The following is a 19505-nucleotide window of genomic DNA, read 5'->3' as shown; positions in this document are numbered from 1 at the left end:
CCGTTACCGCCTGGATGGGCGGCAGCCACTGCGGTGGTGGCGAAGGTTGTCGGCGGGCCATTCAGGCCGAGCCGGTCGTCTGTTCAGTCGTGACTACTGCATCGCAGTGAGTCTCAGTTGGCTGCGCCGGTGCCGCCGCTGTTGCCCGTTCCGGTACCCGTCCCGGTTCCGGTGCCCGTTCCCGGTCCCGTTCCCGTGCCGGTGCCGGTGCCGGTTCCGGTGCCCGTTCCCGTCTCAGCGTCGGCGCTGTTCTCGGTCCCTGTCCCTGTTCCGGTGCCCGTGCTGTTCCCGGTCCCGGTCCCGTTCCCTGTTCCGGTGCCGGTTCCGGTGCCCGTCGTGCCCTCGTCGGTAGCGGGAGTATCAGGGCACTTCTTCTCGTCCTCGTCGCCCGGCTTGGTCGCCGTGCCGTTCGGCTGGTTGGCGGCCGGGGCGGCGCTGCCGGTGTCCAGCGGGAAGGCGGCTCCACTCGGGGCGGCTCCATTTGGAGGAGTCTGATCTGGGACGGTCGGGCTGCTCTGGCTCTCCTCGGTGCCCTCGTCTTCGGATCCGTTCGGGTTTTGCGACCCGTTCGGGTTTTCGGTGCCGTTCTTGTCTTGCTTGCCGTCCGGGCACTTCGGCTCAGCCTGCTTCTCGTCTTCGTTCTGGCTGACCATCGTGAATCCGCCGATCAATGGATCCGGCTGGAATGTATTCGCCCCGGCGGCACCGGTTAGCAAAAGTGTCGCGGTCAGCCCTGCGGCGGCCGCGGCTCCGATCTTGCAAATCATATGTGTAGCCCCTTCTCGTTTCGAAGTGGTACATGCTGATCAAACGTTCAACACGTTAGTGCTGACCGAGCAAAATGCGGAGGATGCCGGTAGCGCAGGCAAGTCACTACCGAAATTGGATTAATCGAGTCCGGCCATTTATCCGCAGCCGGAGCCATTCCCAAATCAAACGAAAATCAAACCCGCCAATCGGCATCGGCACAACGAACGGGACATGGTCGACGCGTCGAGAACGCGCTCAGCCATGTCCCGTTCGGTAACTGGGGTGCTACGGCGCTATGGCCGCTTTGGCGGGGATGAGCGACGCCGGTGTCAGCGAATCGCCCGCGTCGGGCACTGCGGTGCCCCGTAGCGACGTCCCAGCGGTTTCGCGGAGGAAGCACCAGGCGACCAGGCCGATGAGGCTGGCGCCGATCATGTAGACGGGCGGAAAGAGCGACCAGCCGGTCGCGTCGATGACCGCCTCGTTGACCAGCGGCGCGGTGCCGCCGAAGATCGCCGTCGAAACGTTGTAGGCCAGCGCGAAGCCCGCGTAGCGGACGTGCGTCGGGAAGATCGCGGGGAAGGTCGAACTGATGGTCGCCAGCTGCGGGATGTACAGCAGTCCGAGAACGACGAAGCCGGTGATGGCCCACACGGTTCCCCGCCCCATCAGCCAATACATCGGGACAGCCAGCACTGCGAGGCCGATCAGCGAGAACAGCCACAAGGGGCGGCGCCCGACATGGTCGGACAGTCGTCCGAAGAACGGCAACACCAGCATCATCACCGTCTGGCCGATCAACATCATCGCGGTGGTGTCCGACTCGCCCATGCCGATGGTGTTCTGCAGGTAGGTCGGCTGATAGGTGAGCAGCGTGTAGTTCACGACGTTGAGTGCGACAACCAGTCCGGCCAGCGTGAGCGTTTCCCGGCGGTAAGTGGTCACCAGCTCGCGCAGACCGCCGGGCGGATGCTTTTCGTGGGCGACTTCGGTGAATACCGGGCTTTCGGTGAGGCGTGAGCGCAGGTACCAGCCGGTCAGCCCGAGCGGGACCGCGATCAGGAAGGGGATACGCCAACCCCAGCTGTGCATGGCGTCCGAGCCGAGCACGAGCTGGCAGGCGAGCACCGTCGCCGAACCGCCGACGAACCCGGCGAGCGTGCCGAATTCGAGGAAGCTGCCGAGGAAGCCGCGTTTCTTGTCGCTGGCGCATTCGGCCAGATATGTTGCGGCGCCGCCATATTCCCCACCTGTCGAGAATCCCTGCACGACCCGAAGGGTGATCAGCAGAATCGGCGCGAACACGCCCACTGTGCTGTGGGTGGGTAGCAGGCCGATGGCACCGGTGGCCGCGGCCATCAGCAGAATCGTGGTGGCCAGCACGGCTTTTCGGCCGATCCGGTCGCCGAGCGGTCCCCACACCATGCCGCCGAGCGGGCGAAGCACGAACGAAACGGCGAAACCGAGCATGGTGCCGAGCGTGCCGAGCTCACCGGGGAAGAAGGCGTCGGTCAGATAGGTGGCCGTTGCGGCGTACACGCCGTAGTCGAACCATTCGGTGGCGTTGCCCATCGCGGAAGCGGCGACCGATCGCCGTAGTGGAAAACTCTCCGGGTCCCCGTCAGTCACGTGCACGTCCTCTCCAGCCCGTCAGACGGACTTCGTTTCCATCTCCGGGTTCTGACACCAGAGACTGGGCACGAAACACTCCGATACCCAGCTTTCACTCGGCGCAAACCCCGACCCCTGGGGCTCAACCCCGCTTCCGCACTTCCTACCTGCGGCGGAGTGGGTGAATGTGAAGATGATCACGAATGTATAACGGAGCCGCTATCGAACAGCGCCTGCTCGCCGCCGAGGGCGTACAGCCGGGTGGCAAGTCAACCGGTTTCGGCGAGGCCGCCGGGTATCACCAAGCCTGCCTCGTAGGCGAACACCACCGCCTGCACTCGATCGCGCAGACCGAGCTTTGTCAGCACCGAACTGACGTGGGTCTTCACCGTGTGTTCGCTGACCCTCATGGCCGCGGCGACCTCGGCGTTCGAGAGCCCACGGGCCAGCTGGCGCAACGTGTCTCGCTCCCGCTCGGTCAACTCGCCGAGGCGGCGCGCCAGCTCCGGTCGCGGGTGGCCGCGGTGCGCGAGCTCGGTGATCAGGCGCCGGGTCACCATCGGCGTGAGCAAGACCAGCCCGCCGCGCCGAGGCAGCTCGACCGGGTCGGCGATCGCCTCGACGGGTTCGGAGGGGGGATCGACCGTGCCGGAAGGGATTTGCTCGACCCGTTGGATTCCACGCCGGGTCGCGTCGTCATCACCCGCGGCCGGGGCGATCGCACTGGTAGGGCTCACAAGGAATCAGTCTCGACTGCCCGCGCCCGCCGTCGCCTCACTCTCCGGACTGATCCGCGTCTCACCCCTGCGGATGAGGTTGTGCCGCCGCGGCTTCGGCTCTCAGCTCTGCCGCTCGGCCAGGAACTCTTCCCAGGTTCGCCGCCCCTGCTGGGTGTTTTCGAAGGTCAAGTTCGCGCCCGTGCGGTACAGCTTGCCCGTCTTTCCCGGCCAGCGCACCGGTATCAGCAGCCGCCGTTTGCCGCTCGCCCGAAGGTAATCGCGCACCACGTCGCCGAACTCGTACACCTTCGGCCCGGCCAGATTCGGCACCAGTCCGGCGGGCTCGCCCAACGTCAACTCCACCAGCCGAGCCGCGACGTCGCGCGAATCGACCGGCTGGAACCGCACCCCGCGCGGAATCGGGATCACCGGCAGCTTTGCCAGCGTGCGCAGTACCGTCAAGGCCAGATCGTGGAATTGGGCGGCCCGCAGGATCGTCCACGGCACACCCGACGTGGCGACGATCCGTTCCGCCGCCGTCTTGTTCTTGTAGTAGCCGAGCGGAATCTTGTCCGCCGCGATCACCGAGATGAAGACGAGGTGCCGCACCCCGGCCCGCGCCGCCGCGTCCACCAGATGCCGGGTCGCCACATCGTCACCCTTCGGACCGCCCGCGAGGTGCAGCACGACCTCGACCCCGTCGACCGCCGCCGCCACCCCCTCGCCCGTCAGCAGATCACCCGTCACATACTCGATGTCATCCGCCGATTCGTGCGCCTTCCGGCTCAACAGCCGCAGCTTCGCCCCGGCCTTCACCAGCGGCGGCACCACATGCCGCCCCAATGTGCCGGTACCACCGGTGACCAAAATCGTCGCAGTCATGGTTGTCCCATCTCCTCCGGACCGAAAGTGCCCCTTCCGGATATGACCACCGAGCGCGCCCATATGTGACACGTTCGAGGATTGGACTCACAGACCTTCCGTAAACCCCACAGCGGCAACACGCTCTGTGAACCGTGCGGACACGCTGTGAACCGTGCGGACGCTCTGGGGCTAGCGGTGCCCGTTCGCGTGGTCAACTGTTGGCGGGCCAGGTTTCCTCGATGATCAGGCGGCCCGCCCGTAATGCGGCCTCGTGGTGTTCGGCGACCAGGTCGGGTGGGTAGGTGGGCCAGAGGGTGATGGCGCCGGTGGCCTTGTCGATGGTGCTCACTGTGCCGCCGATGGGCAGCGGGGTTGGGGGAGTGCGGGATTCGGCGGACGCGGGCGGGACGAAGATGGCGACGACGACGAAACAGCTGTCGAATTCGGTGATCCGGTTGGTGATCCCGCGTCCGGCATCGTCATCGAAGGACAGGTAGCGCTCGGCGAGACGTTCCGCTTCGGCGAGCGTCACCGGCGTGGTGCACTCGGTCGGGTAAGCATGGATGTCCATGGTGTCGACGGCGTCCACCGGTAGTGGCGCCAGCTCCTTTCCGCAATCCTGGTGCCCCACTGTGCCGTACGCGCCCGGCGGTTGTTCGCGTTGTCCGGGATTTGCTGTCGGGCGGCGGGGTTTGCCGGGTCAGTCGAAGTGCACGGTTGCGAGCATACGGCGGGCAAGCGACTCCGGGTCGGCGCCCGCGGCCAGGCTCGAATTATCCAGTGCCCCTTCGCGCCACAGGGCGGCGAAGCCGTGCACCAGCGACCAGGCGGCCAGCTGGGTGGCCTGCTGCCGCTCGACGTCGTCGGGGTGGATGACGGACACGCCGGAACGCAGGGCGCTCGCGGAACGGGCGCGGGCCTCGTGCAGGCGCGGATCGTCGGCGCGCAACAGGCTGTGCCGGAACATTACGTCGAAGTGCCCCGGGTGTTCCCGCGCGAATCGGATGTAGGCGACGGCGACCTCGCGGAAGTCGGCCCCGGCGTCGGTCAATGCGGCGGCGAGCAGTTCGAAGCCCTCGATGGCCAGCGCGGTCAGCACCCCCGCGCGGTCCCCGAAATGGTGTGCGGGGGCGGCGTGCGAGACGCCTGTCCGGCGGGCCAGTTCGCGCAGGGACACCGCGTCGACGCCGTCGGTCGCGATCTGGTCGGCCGCCGCGGCCAGGATGGTGGCCCGCAGATCGCCGTGGTGATAGCCGCTCTTCGCCATGCGTCGATGGTGCCGGACAATCTTGTCATTGACAAGTTTGCGCCCTGAGCCCTAATCTTTCCAGCGTCAAGATTGATCGCTAGAACACAGGAGATCCCGATGGCACCGCTGGTTGTCCTCGCCGTCGTCACCGCAACCGCCCGGCTCATCGGCTGGCTGGCCGGACCCGAGTGGCTCGATTCGTGGCCGCACGCCATCGCACTCGGCCTCGCGGCCATGTTCGTCCTGACCGCGAGCGCGCACTTCCTTTCGCCGCGCCGCGAGGCCCTGGTGGCGATGGTCCCGACGCAGCTGCCCAACCCGGCGGCACTGGTCGCGATCACCGGCGTCCTCGAACTGGCGGGTGCGGTCGGCCTGCTGATCCCCGCCACGTCCACCGGCGCGGCCGCCGCGCTGGTCACGATGATGGTCGCGATGTTCCCGGCCAACATTCGCGCGGCGAAGGCGGACATCGGCATCAAGACCATGCCGCTGCCGCTGCGCGCCCTGGTCCAGCTGATCTTCATCGCGGCCCTGGGCGTCGTCCTCTTCGGCTGAGCACACGAAAGCCCGCCCGCGCGACGAAGGACGTTGCGCGGGCGGGCTTTATCGCGTGCGGGTTCAGAGCGTGGCGCGCGCCTTGGCGATGGTGCGCCGCATGAACGGGCGCGCCATGTCCTCCGGCAGATTCGCCCACGCCAGGAAGAACCGGGTCAGCGGATCCAACGCGATGTGATGGCGCCCGCGTTCGATCCCACGCACCGCGGCCTCGGCGACCCGCTCGGCCGACAGCGGTTCGATCGAGCCGGTAATCGCCTTGGTCTCCACCGGTTTCCGGACATTCTCCCTGGCCAATCCCGGCGTGTCGGTGTCGGCGGGGTAGATGACCGTCACCCCCACGCCCGCGGGTTCGGCCTCATACCGCAGGCACAGCGCGAGCTGCCGAACACTCGCTTTGGTCGGTCCGTAACTGCTGTACCCGACGATACCGAGGAAGGCCGAGGTCGAACTGACGAGAAGTACGTTGCCGCTGGACCTTTCGACCATTCCGGGCAGCACGGCCCGCACCGCGTGCACCGCACCGAGATAGTTCGCCGCCATCTGTACTTCGAATTCGTCCGCGTCGATCTCCAGGAACCGGCCGGGCAGGGTGAGCCCGGCGCAGCAGGCGATCACCGCGCACGGACCGTGCTTGCCCTCCAATTCGGCGATGGCCGAGGCGAGTTGGTCCCGGCGGGTGACATCGGCGACGGCCCAGTCGCCGCCGATGCGCATCGCGGTGTCGCGCAGCGCGACCTTGCGGCGCGCGATGACCGACACCTGCGCACCACGCCGCGCGAACGCGGCCGCCACCGCCGCGCCGATGCCCTCCGATCCGCCGGTCACGATGACGTGCTTCCCGGACCACCGCGTGCCGTTGCGACCGGTCATCGCGCGACCCCTCAGGTCCGGCTCGCGGCGACGATCTCGGCGATCCGATCACGCCACAGCAGATAGGTCGTCGACGAACCGTCCTCGGGCAGTCCCTTCAGCGAATCGTCGATGAGCGCATCGGTTTCCGCGACCGAGTGCCCGCAGAAGGCCTGGGCGGCCGCCTCGCTGTGCTCGTTGGTGCTGTTGGTCTGCTGCCGGATCTTGGTCACCATCGCGCAACCCAGCGCGAGCCGCGGCCGGTACTGCCCGGCGAGCTCCCAGACTTGCGCCAGATCAGCGGGTTCCACGCCACCGGCGAAGGTCACCGCGATGCCGACACCGCTCCACAGGTCGGCGCGCCGGTGCTCGGCGAACCCGCCGACGAGTTCGGCCACCCGCACCGGATTGCCCCCACCGATGAACCACAGCGCCCGGCCCAAGCCGTGGTCCGCGATGCGCTGTAGGTTGGCGCGGTCACCCATCCAGCGCGGGTAACGGGTGTCGACGTGCTGGTTGTCCACGTAGCGCCGTTTCTGGAAGAACGCCTTGTAGAAGCCGTATCCGTCGACCGCGAGCCAGCGGTACAGCGGGTGTTGCGGGAAAAGCTTCTTCCATCGGGGCTTCGGAATCTTCGCGAGTGCGAGCCCGACTCCGACGACCATGGTCAGGTCGTGGATCTTGGACTCGGGTCCGACCATCAGATCGGCGGCCCGATGACCCGGCGACAGCGAGTCGATGGCGGTGAGACCGACGGCGGCGCCCTCATAGGCGAAGCCGCGGTACTTCACCGGCACCTGTGCCAGCGCGGCGACCAACTCGGCGTTGTCGGAACTGCGCACGGCCTTGTCGATGCCGCCGACCAGGTGCATGGTCACCTGCTCCAACTCCAGTGCGGCGGTCGGATTCGACTGTTCGAATCCCTGCATAACCCTTCGCACGCTGGCCGGGCTCGGGACGAACAAGGCCGCGCGCAGCGGCCCCAAAGGTGAAGGCATGACAGGGTTCTCCGTTCTTCAGGGGATGAAGGGGCGGTAGCCGCCGTCGTAGAAGGCAAGCGCCCCCGCGGCGGCCAGCGCGGGGTCGCGTTCGGCGTGCACGACCTCGCCGATGACGATGCTGTGGTCGCCACAGTCGTGGATCGTGTCGAGCTTGCATTCCAGGCCCGCCACCGTCCGCGCCAGCATCGGCGCGGCGGTGTGCGGGCCCTCGTACCACTCCACCTGCCGGAATTGGGCGGTGCCATCGGGTCTGGAGGAGTCGGCGAAGTAGCGCGCGATCGGCTCCTGCGCTGCCGAGAGCACCGAGATCGCGAACGCGCCCGCCTCCTGGATCGACCGATGCAACCTGGCCGTGTGCGCTACACAGACCAGGATCAGCGGCGGATCCAGCGAGACGGAGGTGAACGCGTTGGCGGTCATCCCATGTGGCCGTGGCCATCCGGTGGTGATCACCGTGACTCCGGTGGTGAACGCGCCGAGCACGCGGCGCAGCTCGGCGCTGCTGGTCATGGGCGTGCCGCCTCCTTCGCCGGTGCGGACGCCGGGGCCGCGGCCGGAGCGCCGACCAGCACGGGCTCGGCGGGCACGCTGGGCGCCGCCGACCGCTGCTGCCACCATTCGGCGATTCCCTTTGTCCACCAGTACACGCCGCGGGCACCACAGACGATCACCAGCGCGAAGAACAGGCCATAGGAAATGTTCAGTGCGGTGACGACGCCGTACATGATGCCGACCGAGGCGCCGAACATCATCTGATACTTCTTGCCCATCGGCGTCGTGCCCGGGTCGGTGACCATGTAATTGGTGAACAGGACGAACGCGAGACCGGTCATCACACCGAGCGAGGCGAGGATCGAGATGTTCGGATCGATCACCCCGCGTACCACCGCCTGCAACACGAATGCCGCGACCCACGCGAAGATCAGCGGCATCTTCAGCGTCAGCTTGGCGTTCAACAGCGTGCCGCTCATCAACAGCCCGAGCACGATGAGCGCGTCCGCCGGACCCGAGATGTACTCCACGAAGTGGTAGGGCGGCGCCACCGCGATCATCGGGAACACCAGGATGGCCACCACGATCCCGAAGTTGGACGGGTTCATGAAGTGCCGCATCTTGCCGTTGATCTTGGCCCGCAGCACCCATTTCGCGCCGACCGCGACCGTGACGCCGAAGATGACCGGCCAGATCCGATCGTGCGCGAAGGTCAGGAAGTTGAACGCGAGACCGGTGATGTGCGCGGGCAGCAAGAACTCGAACAACCCGCGCGGGCCACGGCCCATGAAGGCGGGAGCCCGGTGGTATGCCCACGCCGCAAGGACTTCCAGCCCGATCTCCACGCTGTACGCGGTGGCCAGCGCGATGAACGGCCACAGGAACGGCTGCTCGAAACCGAGCAGCGGGAACCCGATCAGATTGAAGATGGTGATCGAGATGGCGAAGTTGCGCAGCGCGAGGTAGCGCTTGTCCTTCTCCGGCGGCGGCTTTTCCACCCACTCCTTGGCGAACTCGCTGCCGGACCGCTGGAGGGCGGCGATCCGTTCCGCGGCGTGCGTCGTGTGCCCGTCGCCGTTCGCTTCGACACCGCCGTTGGTTTCGGCACCCGCTTTGCCTTCGGCACTACCGTTTCCGGCGATGTTGCTGGTGGTGTCGGCGGGTGGGGGCGCGTCCGGTTTACCGTTGGCGCCGGGTTCTGGCTTGTCCTGGTCGCTCATTACTTGACCTCCTGAGCGTTCGAGGTGAGGTTCACCGTGTGCCAGCCCGGCGTGAGCTGGATCGTCTGCTCGTGCGGCCCGCTCTTGTCGCGCCAGCGGAGCAGCACATTCAGTGGTGTCGACGGATCGACATTGCCGAGGCCGAGATGCACTTCGGTGGCCCGCTTTCCGGTATGGCCGCTGCCGCCGTCGAGGTGGCCGGTGTGCACCTTGCCGTCCGGGGTGCGCACTTCCACCTGCGCGTCGAGCACCGGGACACCGAGCACGGGGAGTCCGGCGACCGTGGTGGCGGGGGAGCCCGGGTTGGTCGGCTTGACCAACTTCAGCCCGAGGTGCTGCCCGTTCTTCGCCCGATTGTTGTGATAGAACACCGGATCCGCCCACTGCCTGGCCACCGCGAAGCTGAGCGCGCCGTTGCCCGTGGTGTCGCCGATGGCGATGCCGCGCGACGGGATGGGAGCGTCCATGCCGAGCGCGTGCGTCAGGTTGGCGAACTTGCCGTTGTCGTCCTGGCTGAAGAAGCCCATCGGATCGCTACCGGACAGATCGGCGTCCGCACCGATGACCGGCCACGCCTGCGGGTACTTCACCAGCTCGTCGTTGATGGTGCCGACTTCCTGGATCTGCGGCCACCGGTTGGTCTCACCCTTGATCATCCCGGTGGACTGGATCACCTCGTTGCGGCCGTCGTTGTCGAAGTCGTTGATCTTGGCGTCCCAACCCCAAGTCTCCCAAGCCAATCCGACATCGGGAGCGCGGTTCTCGAACGGGGCGATGCCATCGGCGAGCTTGGCCGCGGCGTCGGGGATGTTCTTCGCCGTGTTGTACCAGGCGAAGTGGCCCTCCATCAGCGCGAACCGGGCGGCGATATTGCTGACGAACAGGTCGGGCATGCCGTCGCCGTTCAGGTCACCGAAGTCGGCGGCCATGCCCTTGTTCGAATCCTTGCCCATCACATAGGATTTCGGATCCGTCCAACCGCGCTGGCCTTCGGCGAAGCCGAATCGGATGTCACCCGGCTTCGACTGATTGACGAACAGCCGGTCCTTTCCGAAGTCGTTGGACACGTACAGTTCTGGCAGTTGATCACCGGTCAGGTCGGTGGCCGCGGCGGCCAGCACCCACCCGGAGGACTTGCCGATCGGGAACGGGTGGTCCACCTCTCGATAATCGACCGACGGTTCGTCGCCCGACTTGGCACTGTCCAGCGTGAAGACCCGGTTGCCACCACCGTTGAGGGCATTGGAGAACGAGTCGGTCATCCACAGCGCCATGCGACCGTCTTCTTTCAGCACATCCATCTCGGGGAAGTAGTTGCCGATGAAGATGTCGGTGGTTCCGTTGCCGTCGAAGTCCGCGATGGCGACGGCGGCGGTGACCCAGCGCTGACCGTGGTAGTCGCCGTCCTCGGTATTGGGTACCGGCACCAGGTCGATCGGGCGGAAGGCCTTGGCATCCAGCTTGGTCGCGTTCGCGCGCTGCAAGTAGATGATCGGGGTGCGGCCGTAGAAGTGCACGAGCATATCGGTCCGGCCGTCGGCGTTGTAGTCGCCGGGAACACAGCCCGAGGGCACCGAGGCCTCGTCTATCCGCAGCGGCGCCGCGTCCAGGACGAAGGGCTGGTACCGGCTGGTGTTGCTGTCCGGGGTCGGCGTCACGTACACCGAGTCCGACCGGACGTCGACCATGCACAGGTCGTCGGAAAGGCGGTTGCCGTCGATGTCGTTCATCGCGGCGGACGCGCCGATCGAGGAGATCCAGGCCGACAGGTTCTCGTAGGGCTTGCGTACGTCGCGGATCTTGCGATCGGTGCGTACCCCCTCCGGCATGGCGATGGGCATCGCGGTGAAGTCGAACCGACTGGCTATCGGTCCACCCGCCTCGTCATAGGTGGGCAGCAGCGCACTGCGTGCCGGGATGAACAAGGCGCCCATCAGCAGGAGGGCGACCGCGGGCACCACAGCTTTGCGGAGGAGCGATCTATTGATGGGGATTTTCACGAGTGCTCCTCCTGGAAGAGAGTGGATTGCTGTCCCGCGGTGTTTGCGAGTCCGTCCAATACCTCGCGCAGCGTCACCAGTGCCTGGTCCAACTGCTCTCGGGTATGTCTGCAGTTGATGAAGAAGCGCAGCCGGGCCTCACCCGCGGGCACGGTGGGATGGGAAATGGCGTTGACACTGAAGTCGCGCTGCAACATGGCCACCGCGCCGAGCACCGCGGGTTCGTCGGCGCCGGTGATGATCGGCGTGATCGGTGTGCCCTCCGAAGTGCCGGTGTTGAAACCGCTTTCGCGGGCCCGGCGGTGGAAGTACGTCGCGTTGTCGCGCAGCGTGGTGACCCGCTCGGGTTCATCACGCAGCACGGCAAGGCTTTCCAGCGCCGCCGCGATGGCCGACGGCGCGGGCGAGGCCGTGTACATGCTGAGTCCGCCCGCTACGTACTTGAAACCGTCGACCAGTTCCCGGTTTCCGGCGAGATAGCCGCCGACGCTGCCGATCGCCTTGGACAACGTGCCCATCCAGACGTCCACCGCGTCGCCGGGGAGATCGAACAGCTCGCGCACGCCGAGCCCTTTTTCGCCGAGCACACCGAACGAATGCGCCTCGTCGATCATGATCGAGCAGTTGTATTTGCGGGCCACCTCGATGATCTCGGGCAGCCGGACCACGTCGCCGTCCATGCTGTACACGCCCTCGATCAGGACGAGTGCCCGATCGAAGCTGCGCCGCGACATCTTCAGGATCGCCTCGAGCGACTCGGGGTCGTTGTGCCGGAAGTTGACTCGCTTGCACCTGGCCCACTCGGTACCGGCCACCATGCTGTTGTGGATCAGCGAGTCGCAGATCGCGAGATCCCGCTTGCCGAGCAGGAAGCCGATCGCGGCGGCGTTGGTGAGATAGCCGCTCGCGGTGACGATCGCGGCGTCGGTGTCGTAGATGGCCGCGAGCTCGCGCTCCAACTCGCCATAGATCGGCAGCTCGCCCGCGACGATGCGGACGGCGGCGGCCGAGGTCCCGTAGCGGTCGATGGCATCCTTGGCGGCCTGGTGCACGCGCGGCGACGCGGCCAGGTCGAGGTAGCCGAAACTGCTGAAGTTGACCACATCTCGATCCGCCATCCGGGTCACCGCGCCGCTGACGCCCTCGTGCGGCAGGTAGTACGGATTCGGCAGCCCCATCTGCTGGAGCCATTCGTCGAAGCGACCGAAGCGCCGACCGGCCTCCAGCACGCCGGGATGGTCACGGAAGGACGTCGTCACCCGGTCGGCCGACCCGTTGCCGTTGCCGCCGCTTTCACCAGTGTTCCCCTGCCCAGCAGCGGCTTTCGTGGCGCCGTTCGGTGCCGCGTTGCCGTTGTCGGCTCCGCTGTCGCTGTGCTTGGCCAGTAACGCGCGCGCCAATTCGCGCGAATCGTTCTGATCGATGGTCATTCGGTATCGCTCCTCGCCATTCGGTCCTCCTCTTGCGCAATCTGTTCGGCGAGCCGGGCACCGAGGCCGCGCAGGGTCAGCCCGATCGCGGCGAGCACCGACATCTGCACGCCGAGCACCTTCACCACCCGTGCGCCGAACTCCATGCCCATCAGTGAGTCCATGCCGAGGTCGGGTAGCGGGGTGTCCAGGTCCACCGTGTCCGCGCTGACCCCGAGCACCACGGCGAGCTGCTCGACGAGCAGATACGCCACCACCTCACCGCGTTGTTCGGGGCTCAGCGCCAGAATCTCCGCGCGCAGTGCGCCGACACCGGACGCGCCGCCCGCCGCGCTGACCAACTCGCCGAACCGGGGCGTGCGAGCCGACGGACGGTGCACCGTCGCCCACTGCCCCCAGTCCACGTCGAGCAGCGCGATCTGCGCTGTATCCATCCGAAGGCATTCCCGCAGTTGCTCGGTCGCGATGTCCATCTCCACCGACCGGTACCCGGTGAGCTCGGCGTATCGAGTGACGGATTCGTAGTCGGCCATGCCGCCGCCGCTCATGAAGCCCCAGTTCACCGCGAGCGCCGCCGCGCCACGTGCGCGCCGGGCGGCGGCGAGGGTGTCGAGCACCGAATTGGCGGCGGCATAACCCGATTGCGGGTTGATGCCGACGATGCTGCTCGCCGAGGAGTAGAGCACGAAAAAGTCGAGGTCGATCCCGGCCGCCGTGAGCGCGTTGTCCAGATTCAGGGCGCCCGCGACCTTCGGCCCGAAGATGGCTTCCAGCGATTCGATGGTGATCTGCGGAATCTCCAGGTTGTTGACGACGCCGGCCGCGTGGAAGACACCGCGCAGCGGATGACCCTCGGCGTTGCTGCGCTCGATCAACGCCGCCACCGCGTCGTAATCCGACACGTCCACCCGCTCCTCGACCACCACCACGCCCGCTTCGGCGAAGTCCGCCAGGACTTCTCGGGCCTCGTCGGTGGCGGCGCCCTGCCGGCCGACCAGCACGAGCCGGCGTGCGCCCTCGCGTACCAGCCAGCGCGCCGTGGCGAGGCCGAAGGCGCCGAAACCACCGGTTATCAGATAGGCGGCGGCCGGATCGATGTGCACCTGCGGCAGTTTCGCCCGCACCATCGGGTTTTCCGCGCGCAGATCGATCACGACCCGGCCGATCTGCGCGGACCGCACCACGGACTCGAATGCCGCCGATACGTCGTCCGGGCCGAACGCGGTGTAGGGCAAGGCTTTATAGACTTCGGTGTCGAGCGCGTGGATCACCCGCCGGGACGCGGCACGGACCAGCTCCGGGCGGGTGGCGAGGGCCCGGTCGATGTCGACGGCGAAGAACGACATGTTGCGGTCGAACGGCCGCAGGTCGATCGCGCCGCCGGTGTAGATGTCGGCCTTGCCGAGCTCGATGATCCGGCCGAATTCGGCTACCACCCGCAGGTTTTGGTGCAGGATCTCGCCGGGTGACGAGCTGTACACCACGTCGACACCGCGTCCCTCGGTCAGCCGGAGTACGTCGTCGACGAAGCTGACCGAGCGCGAATTGAACACCTCCTGCGCACCCAGCTCGCGGACGATCGCCCGCCGCTCCTCGGTGCTCGCGGTGGCGATGACGCGGGCGCCCATCCGCCGCGCGACCTGCACCGCCCCCATGCCCATACCGCCGGCCGCGCCGTGCACGAGCACGGTTTCGCCCGGTCGGAGCCGGGCCAGCTCTTCGAGCGTGAATTCCGCGGTGAGCAGCGGCAACGCGGAGCTGCAGTGGCAGGGATCGAACTCGTTGTCCAGGTTGATATCCATCCGCTGGGTCGCGCCGTCGTCCGGGCGGATGGTGAGGTAGCGGGTCAGCATGCCGCGACTGCACAGCGACATCAGGTCGCCGGGAGCGACCTCGGTGACGCCGGGGCCGACCCGTTCGACGACACCCGCGCCCTCCATCCCGACCACGGTGCCGAAATACGTTCCGGCCAGCTCCTTTTCGGTGAGCACGCCGAGGATTTTGAGCGGGTCCTTGTAGTTCACACCGACGGCGTCCACCCGGACCTCGATCTCACCGGGACCTGGCTCGACCCGGTCGACCTCGCGCCAGGACAGCTCCGACAGCAGCCGGGAGCGTGGAATCTCCAGGGTGAACGACTTTTCGGGGTCGGTGAGCGGTGCGGTGGCGTCCCAGGTCGCCAGCTGGTCGCGCAGCGTGTGCCGCAGCTGCACGGCCCAGCACGCGCCCGCGCGCAGCGCGACTTCGTCGGCGCGGGCGGCGACGGCGTCGTCGGCGAAGACCTGCCCGATGATATCGGTGGCCGGGGTGCCGGCTTCGGCGTCGATCAGCCGCCAGCGCGCGTGCGGCTGTTCGTTGAGCAGGGTACGCCGCGCGCCGGTCAGTGCCGTGTGCGGAATGTTCGCGAATCGGTCGACGGGCAGGCAGAACGCTTGCTCGGTCACCACGACACCGCGCACCTCGGGCGGGGTGTCGGCCGCTTCGGCCAGCAGGCGGCTGATCGCCTGTGCGACAAGGACGAGGCCGTACACGTTGCGTACCGGGTCGAGTTCCCCGTTCGCCACGACCACCAGACGGCTGCGCTCGATATCGGACCGCTCGTGGGCGGCCCGCAATAGCGCGAACACGCGGTCCGCGTCGGTACTGTCCTCGGCGCTGACATTGAGCAACTCGCTGGAGGTGCGTACTGCGGCCAGCTCTTTGGCCCGCTGCGACACCGTGCTGCCCAGGCTGATCACCATGAGGAATTCCGCCGGTGCCGCGGCGTCGGCCTCGACCGTGGTCTCGGCGTCGTCCACGATCGACCACACGGGCTCGTAGAACACCTCGTCCAGCTGGTCGAAGACATCCTGGCGGGCCGAGATCTCGGCGAACCGCACGCCCGACATCGTCAACACGACGCGGCCGTCCGCGCCGGCGAGATGGATGTCGGCGAGCAGCGGGTCGCCGGGTGACCTCGACACCCGAACCCAGGCCTCGTCGTCCGGCAGCAGCCCGGACCAGCGCACCGCCGCGACCGCGGCGGGCACCACGACCACCGGCACGTCGCCCGAGGAACGCGCGGACAATGCGGCGAAGCATTGCAGGGCGGCGTCGACGACCGCCGGATGCGCCAAGTGCGGCAGCGCGGGGGCGGCGGGCTGCGGCAGCACCGACAGGTCGAGCCGGGCCAGCACGCCGTCCTGGCCGACCCGCGCGGTGTCCACCAGGCGGAACGATGGTCCGTAGGCCAGGCCGTGCGCGGCAAGACCCTCATAGAGCAGATCCGCGGGGATGTCGACCGCGTCGGTCGGCGGCGCGACGTCGATGGTTCGCGCGTCCACGTCCGCCTCGATGAGGCGACCGTATGCGTTGAGGGTCCAGGTGGTTTCGGTGGCCGCGCGGGAGCGGACGGTGAACCGATGGGTGGTCTCCTCCACATCGACGCGCAGCACGGGCACGTCGTGCTGACCGACGATCAGTGGGGCGGCGAACTCGACCGCCTCCAGGCCGAAGGAAGTGCGACCGGTGCGGGCCGCGATGGCGCTGAGCGCGGCGTCGAGGTAGGCGGCGCCGGGCAGCACCACCGAGCCTTCCACCACGTGGTCGCGCAGCCACGGCAGGTTCGTCACCGACAGCTGCACTTCCCAGGCCGAGGCGGTGGCGTCGGTGCGTTCGCCGAGCATGGCGTACCCGGCGGTGGCGCCCGCACGGTCGCGCTCGGTCACCGGATCCTCGGTCCACAGCACCCGGCGTTGCCAGGGATATCTGGGCAGATCCAGGTGGCCGACCGCGGCTGGACCCGCACCGGGTATCTGCGAAACATCCAGGGCCCCTGCGCGATACAGGTCGACGACGGTCCGGCGCAGATTCTCCTGGTCGTCGGCGTCGCGCGACAAGGTGCTGACCGCGGCGCCGGAGAGCCCGCGCTGCACGAGCGCTTCGCGGATGTTGCCGCTGAGTACCGGGTGCGGCCCGACCTCGAGGAACGCCAGGTTGCCCGCTTCGAGCAGCCCGCCGATGGCGTCGGCGAAGCGCACCGGTTCGCGCACATTGCGGCACCAGTACTCGCGGTCCCATTCGGGGCCCGCCAGCTCGGCACCGGTCACCGTGGACCACACCGGGATTCGGGCCTCGGTGGGATGCAGACCCGCGAGTACCGAGCGCAGCTCGTCCAGAATCGGATCCATCAGATGGCTGTGATACGGCACCTCTACCCGCAGCGCTTTCGCGAAAATGCCCTCCTCGGTGAGGGTTTCGCGTAGCCGATGTAGCGCGTCGAGGTCGCCGGCCAGGGTGACCGCGGTCGCGGAGTTGACCGCCGCGACGCAGATGCCCTCGATATCGGCCAGCCGTTGCAGGGCCTGTTCCTCGGGCAAACCGACCGCGAGCATGCCGCCACTACCGGCGGTGGTGGCCTGCAGCCTGGACCGGTGGTAGCTGACCAGCAGCGCGTCGTGCAGCGACAGCGCGCCGGAGACATAGGCGGCGGTCACCTCACCGACGCTGTGGCCGACCACCGCGGACGGCCGGATGCCGAGCTCGGCCAGTTCCGCGGTGAGTGCGGCCTGTACCAGGAAGTTGGCGGGCTGGGCGAAGGCGGTGCCGGTGATCCGCGAATCCGCTTCGTCGCGCAGCAATTCCGCCACGATCGACCATTCGGCGATGGGCCGGAACACCTCGTCGATCTCGTGCGCGACCTCCGCGAAGCGGCCACCGGCCTGCAACAGGCCGCGGCCCATGCCCCACCACTGCGGGCCCATGCCGCTGTAGACGAAGATCGGCTCCGGCCCGGCCTCGGACAGGGCGCGGGCGGGCGACTGTCCGCCGCCGCTCGCGAATTCCGCCAACTGCGCACGCAAATCGTCGTCGTCGCGGTAGGCGAACGCGGCGCGCAGCGGATGGTGCGCGCGCCGCGCCCAGAGCGTCTCGGTCACGGTCGGTGTGTCGACCGTCTCGGCCAGCGTGCCGACCGCCGTGGCCAGTTCGCGCAGCGCGGTGTCGCTGCGGGCCGACAGGGCGAGCACGGGAAACGGTTGCGGCCGTGCGTCGTCGACTGGAACGACGGTGGGCGCCTGCTCCAGGATCACGTGCGCGTTCGTGCCGCCGTAACCGAAGCTGTTGATCGCGACGGCGGCTCGGTCGTCGATGCTCGGCATCGGTTCGGGCTCCATCGGCACCCGCAGCCGCAGTTCGTCGAACCGGATCTCCGGGTTCGGATTGTCCAGTCGCAGTTGCGGCGCGATGGTGCCGTGGTGCAGCGTCAGCGCGGCTTTGATCACCCCCGCGACGCCCGCGGCGGCCTCGGTGTGGCCGATGTTGTTCTTGACCGAGCCGACGATCAGGTCCTCGGTGCGGCCGTCGACCGCGCCGTAAACCGTACCGAGGGCGTTCATTTCGAGCGGATCGCCGACGGAGGTCCCGGTGCCGTGCGCCTCCACATAGCCCACCTGATGCGGCTCGATGCCGGCGATCCGGTGTACCCGCCGGGCCAGCGCCTCCTGGGCAACGGGGTTCGGCACCGGGATGGCCAGCGTGCGCCCGTCCTGGTTCACCCCGCTGCCGCGCACCACCGCGTAGATCCGGTCGCCGTCGCGCAGCGCCACGTCGAGTGGTTTGACGATGACCGCACCCGCGCCTTCGCCACGACCGTAGCCGTCGGCGGTCGCGTCGAAGGTCTTGCACCTGCCGTCGACGGAAAGGAAGCGGCCCTTGCACATCGAGATGAACGTCTCGGGCCGCAGCATCGCGTTCGCGCCGCCGACGATGGCCGTCTCGCACTCACCCGCCTCCAGCGCGAGCACGGCCTGATGCAGTGCGACGAGCGACGACGAGCAGGCCGTGTCGATGGTCATGGTCGGACCGAGCAAGTCGAGCAGGAACGAGATGCGGGCCGACAGCAGGGTGTGCGATGCGCTCGTCGGGCTATGGCTGTTGATCGAGGCTCGGGCCATCGATCCGCTGCGCACCAGAGCGTTGTCGTTCATGAAGCCGCCGACGAAGACGCCGACCTCACGCCCGCTGACCTTGCCCGCCATGCCCGCATCGTCGAGCGCGTCCCAGGCCACCTCGAGCAAGAGGCGCTGCTGCGGATCCATGATGGCCGCCTCGCGCTGGGAGATGCCGAAGAACTCGGCGTCGAACTCCCACAGCGACTGGGTCAGGAATCCACCGTGGCGGGTATACATCCGGCCGGGCGCGTCCGGGTCCGGATCGTAGAACTTCGCCAGGTTCCACCGGTCCTTCGGCACCTCGACAATCCCGTCGCCCTTGTGCAGGACGAGATCCCAGAAACTGGCCGGGTCGTCGATTCCGCCCGGAAATCGGCACCCTATACCGACAATTGCTATAGCAGGCATGCAAAAGTCCTCTGGACGTCGCGACATCGAATAACGGCGGACAACTGCGCCATTGCAGACGCGCCTTCGAATTGTCTTGGAGGGCACCGGAATAATGCGCTTGCCGGGTTCTGTAATCGGCTGCCGCGTCCGGTGTGAATTTGGTTCCGTGGTAGGAGATCTGTGTCCACCCATGGTAGGAGGCAGGCTTATCTATGGTCAATACTGTTCATCGAGTCAACTATGAAAGCCCTTGTCAGAGGGCTCATTGCGGCTTCATCGCCGCTGCATGACGCCATTATTCCGCTGTTATTACAGGGTTATCGGTGGGCGCCCGTTCCGCCATGACGATGTTATTGACCGAATGACGTTGTTATACCGGAGAACTGCCATAAATATTGCCCGCGAGGTTGACTCGTCGTTGAATTGGGCGGCTATGATGACC

General features: G+C 67.4%; 14 protein-coding genes. 1 reads left to right on the top strand and 13 read right to left on the bottom strand.

What is annotated here, in order from left to right; all coding sequences use genetic code 11:
* Window positions 1-113: 113 nt before the first annotated feature.
* From ACFK0J_RS30020 to ACFK0J_RS29995, 6 genes are all read right to left on the bottom strand, one after another.
* A complete protein-coding gene (locus ACFK0J_RS30020; RefSeq protein ID WP_378732997.1) occupies window positions 114-767 on the bottom strand; it encodes a hypothetical protein in 654 nt (217 codons plus the stop codon).
* A 268-nt stretch (window positions 768-1035) separates the two neighbouring features.
* Window positions 1036-2322, bottom strand: coding sequence for an MFS transporter (locus ACFK0J_RS30015; protein WP_378743143.1), 1287 nt, complete (start codon window positions 2320-2322; stop codon window positions 1036-1038).
* 308 nt (window positions 2323-2630) lie between these two features.
* On the bottom strand, window positions 2631-3098 hold the full coding sequence (locus tag ACFK0J_RS30010) for a response regulator transcription factor (RefSeq protein WP_378732995.1): 468 nt from the start codon (window positions 3096-3098) through the stop codon (window positions 2631-2633).
* Window positions 3099-3200: 102 nt separating this feature from the next.
* A complete protein-coding gene (locus ACFK0J_RS30005) occupies window positions 3201-3962 on the bottom strand; it encodes an SDR family oxidoreductase (RefSeq protein ID WP_378732993.1) in 762 nt (253 codons plus the stop codon).
* 193 nt (window positions 3963-4155) lie between these two features.
* Entirely contained in the window at window positions 4156-4533 is a 378-nt protein-coding gene (locus tag ACFK0J_RS30000; protein WP_378732990.1) for a hypothetical protein, read from the bottom strand.
* A 111-nt stretch (window positions 4534-4644) separates the two neighbouring features.
* Window positions 4645-5211 (bottom strand): TetR/AcrR family transcriptional regulator, encoded by a 567-nt coding sequence (locus ACFK0J_RS29995; RefSeq protein ID WP_378732988.1) that lies wholly within the window; start codon window positions 5209-5211, stop codon window positions 4645-4647.
* Between the two features lie 99 nt (window positions 5212-5310).
* On the opposite strand from ACFK0J_RS29995, the gene ACFK0J_RS29990 reads away from it, so the two are divergent.
* Complete coding sequence (locus ACFK0J_RS29990; RefSeq protein WP_378732986.1) at window positions 5311-5748, top strand: DoxX family protein; 438 nt, start codon at window positions 5311-5313, stop codon at window positions 5746-5748.
* A gap of 63 nt (window positions 5749-5811) precedes the next feature.
* Here the strand turns inward: ACFK0J_RS29990 and ACFK0J_RS29985 are convergent, their stop codons facing one another.
* The 7 genes from ACFK0J_RS29985 to ACFK0J_RS29955 are packed head-to-tail and all read right to left on the bottom strand — an operon-like array spanning window position 5812 to window position 19081.
* Window positions 5812-6621 carry an SDR family NAD(P)-dependent oxidoreductase gene (locus ACFK0J_RS29985; RefSeq protein WP_378732983.1) on the bottom strand — a complete coding sequence of 270 codons (810 nt, stop codon included), beginning with the start codon at window positions 6619-6621 and terminating at the stop codon, window positions 5812-5814.
* Between the two features lie 11 nt (window positions 6622-6632).
* Window positions 6633-7598 (bottom strand): DUF1702 family protein, encoded by a 966-nt coding sequence (locus ACFK0J_RS29980; protein WP_378732981.1) that lies wholly within the window; start codon window positions 7596-7598, stop codon window positions 6633-6635.
* A gap of 18 nt (window positions 7599-7616) precedes the next feature.
* Complete coding sequence (locus ACFK0J_RS29975) at window positions 7617-8111, bottom strand: flavin reductase family protein (protein WP_378732979.1); 495 nt, start codon at window positions 8109-8111, stop codon at window positions 7617-7619.
* On the bottom strand, window positions 8108-9313 hold the full coding sequence (locus tag ACFK0J_RS29970; RefSeq protein WP_378732977.1) for an enediyne biosynthesis protein: 1206 nt from the start codon (window positions 9311-9313) through the stop codon (window positions 8108-8110). Before ACFK0J_RS29970 ends, ACFK0J_RS29975 begins: the two co-directional genes overlap by 4 nt.
* On the bottom strand, window positions 9313-11313 hold the full coding sequence (locus ACFK0J_RS29965; RefSeq protein ID WP_378732976.1) for a CRTAC1 family protein: 2001 nt from the start codon (window positions 11311-11313) through the stop codon (window positions 9313-9315). The genes ACFK0J_RS29970 and ACFK0J_RS29965 overlap by 1 nt, the downstream gene beginning before the upstream one ends.
* Window positions 11310-12743 (bottom strand): aminotransferase class I/II-fold pyridoxal phosphate-dependent enzyme, encoded by a 1434-nt coding sequence (locus ACFK0J_RS29960; RefSeq protein ID WP_378732973.1) that lies wholly within the window; start codon window positions 12741-12743, stop codon window positions 11310-11312. Before ACFK0J_RS29960 ends, ACFK0J_RS29965 begins: the two co-directional genes overlap by 4 nt.
* Window positions 12740-19081, bottom strand: coding sequence for an SDR family NAD(P)-dependent oxidoreductase (locus ACFK0J_RS29955; protein ID WP_378732971.1), 6342 nt, complete (start codon window positions 19079-19081; stop codon window positions 12740-12742). Before ACFK0J_RS29955 ends, ACFK0J_RS29960 begins: the two co-directional genes overlap by 4 nt.
* Window positions 19082-19505: the final 424 nt, after the last annotated feature.

The sequence above is a fragment of the Nocardia brasiliensis genome (assembly GCF_042691675.1).
Lineage (GTDB): Bacteria > Actinomycetota > Actinomycetes > Mycobacteriales > Mycobacteriaceae > Nocardia > Nocardia brasiliensis_D.
The sequence above is the reverse complement of the archived record's forward strand: the minus strand, read 5'-3'. Positions and strand labels throughout refer to the sequence as shown.

What these genes read in the sequence shown, in the direction of transcription:
- ACFK0J_RS30015 (WP_378743143.1), bottom strand. Translation starts at nt 2,322, where the DNA reads ATGGGCAACGCCACCGAATGGTTCGACTACGGCGTGTACGCCGCAACG.
- ACFK0J_RS30005 (WP_378732993.1), bottom strand. Translation starts at nt 3,962, where the DNA reads ATGACTGCGACGATTTTGGTCACCGGTGGTACCGGCACATTGGGGCGG.
- ACFK0J_RS29955 (WP_378732971.1), bottom strand. Translation starts at nt 19,081, where the DNA reads ATGCCTGCTATAGCAATTGTCGGTATAGGGTGCCGATTTCCGGGCGGA.
- ACFK0J_RS29980 (WP_378732981.1), bottom strand. Translation starts at nt 7,598, where the DNA reads ATGCCTTCACCTTTGGGGCCGCTGCGCGCGGCCTTGTTCGTCCCGAGC.
- ACFK0J_RS29990 (WP_378732986.1), top strand. Translation starts at nt 5,311, where the DNA reads ATGGCACCGCTGGTTGTCCTCGCCGTCGTCACCGCAACCGCCCGGCTC.
- ACFK0J_RS29995 (WP_378732988.1), bottom strand. Translation starts at nt 5,211, where the DNA reads ATGGCGAAGAGCGGCTATCACCACGGCGATCTGCGGGCCACCATCCTG.
- ACFK0J_RS29975 (WP_378732979.1), bottom strand. Translation starts at nt 8,111, where the DNA reads ATGACCAGCAGCGCCGAGCTGCGCCGCGTGCTCGGCGCGTTCACCACC.
- ACFK0J_RS29985 (WP_378732983.1), bottom strand. Translation starts at nt 6,621, where the DNA reads ATGACCGGTCGCAACGGCACGCGGTGGTCCGGGAAGCACGTCATCGTG.
- ACFK0J_RS29960 (WP_378732973.1), bottom strand. Translation starts at nt 12,743, where the DNA reads ATGACCATCGATCAGAACGATTCGCGCGAATTGGCGCGCGCGTTACTG.
- ACFK0J_RS30020 (WP_378732997.1), bottom strand. Translation starts at nt 767, where the DNA reads ATGATTTGCAAGATCGGAGCCGCGGCCGCCGCAGGGCTGACCGCGACA.
- ACFK0J_RS29970 (WP_378732977.1), bottom strand. Translation starts at nt 9,313, where the DNA reads ATGAGCGACCAGGACAAGCCAGAACCCGGCGCCAACGGTAAACCGGAC.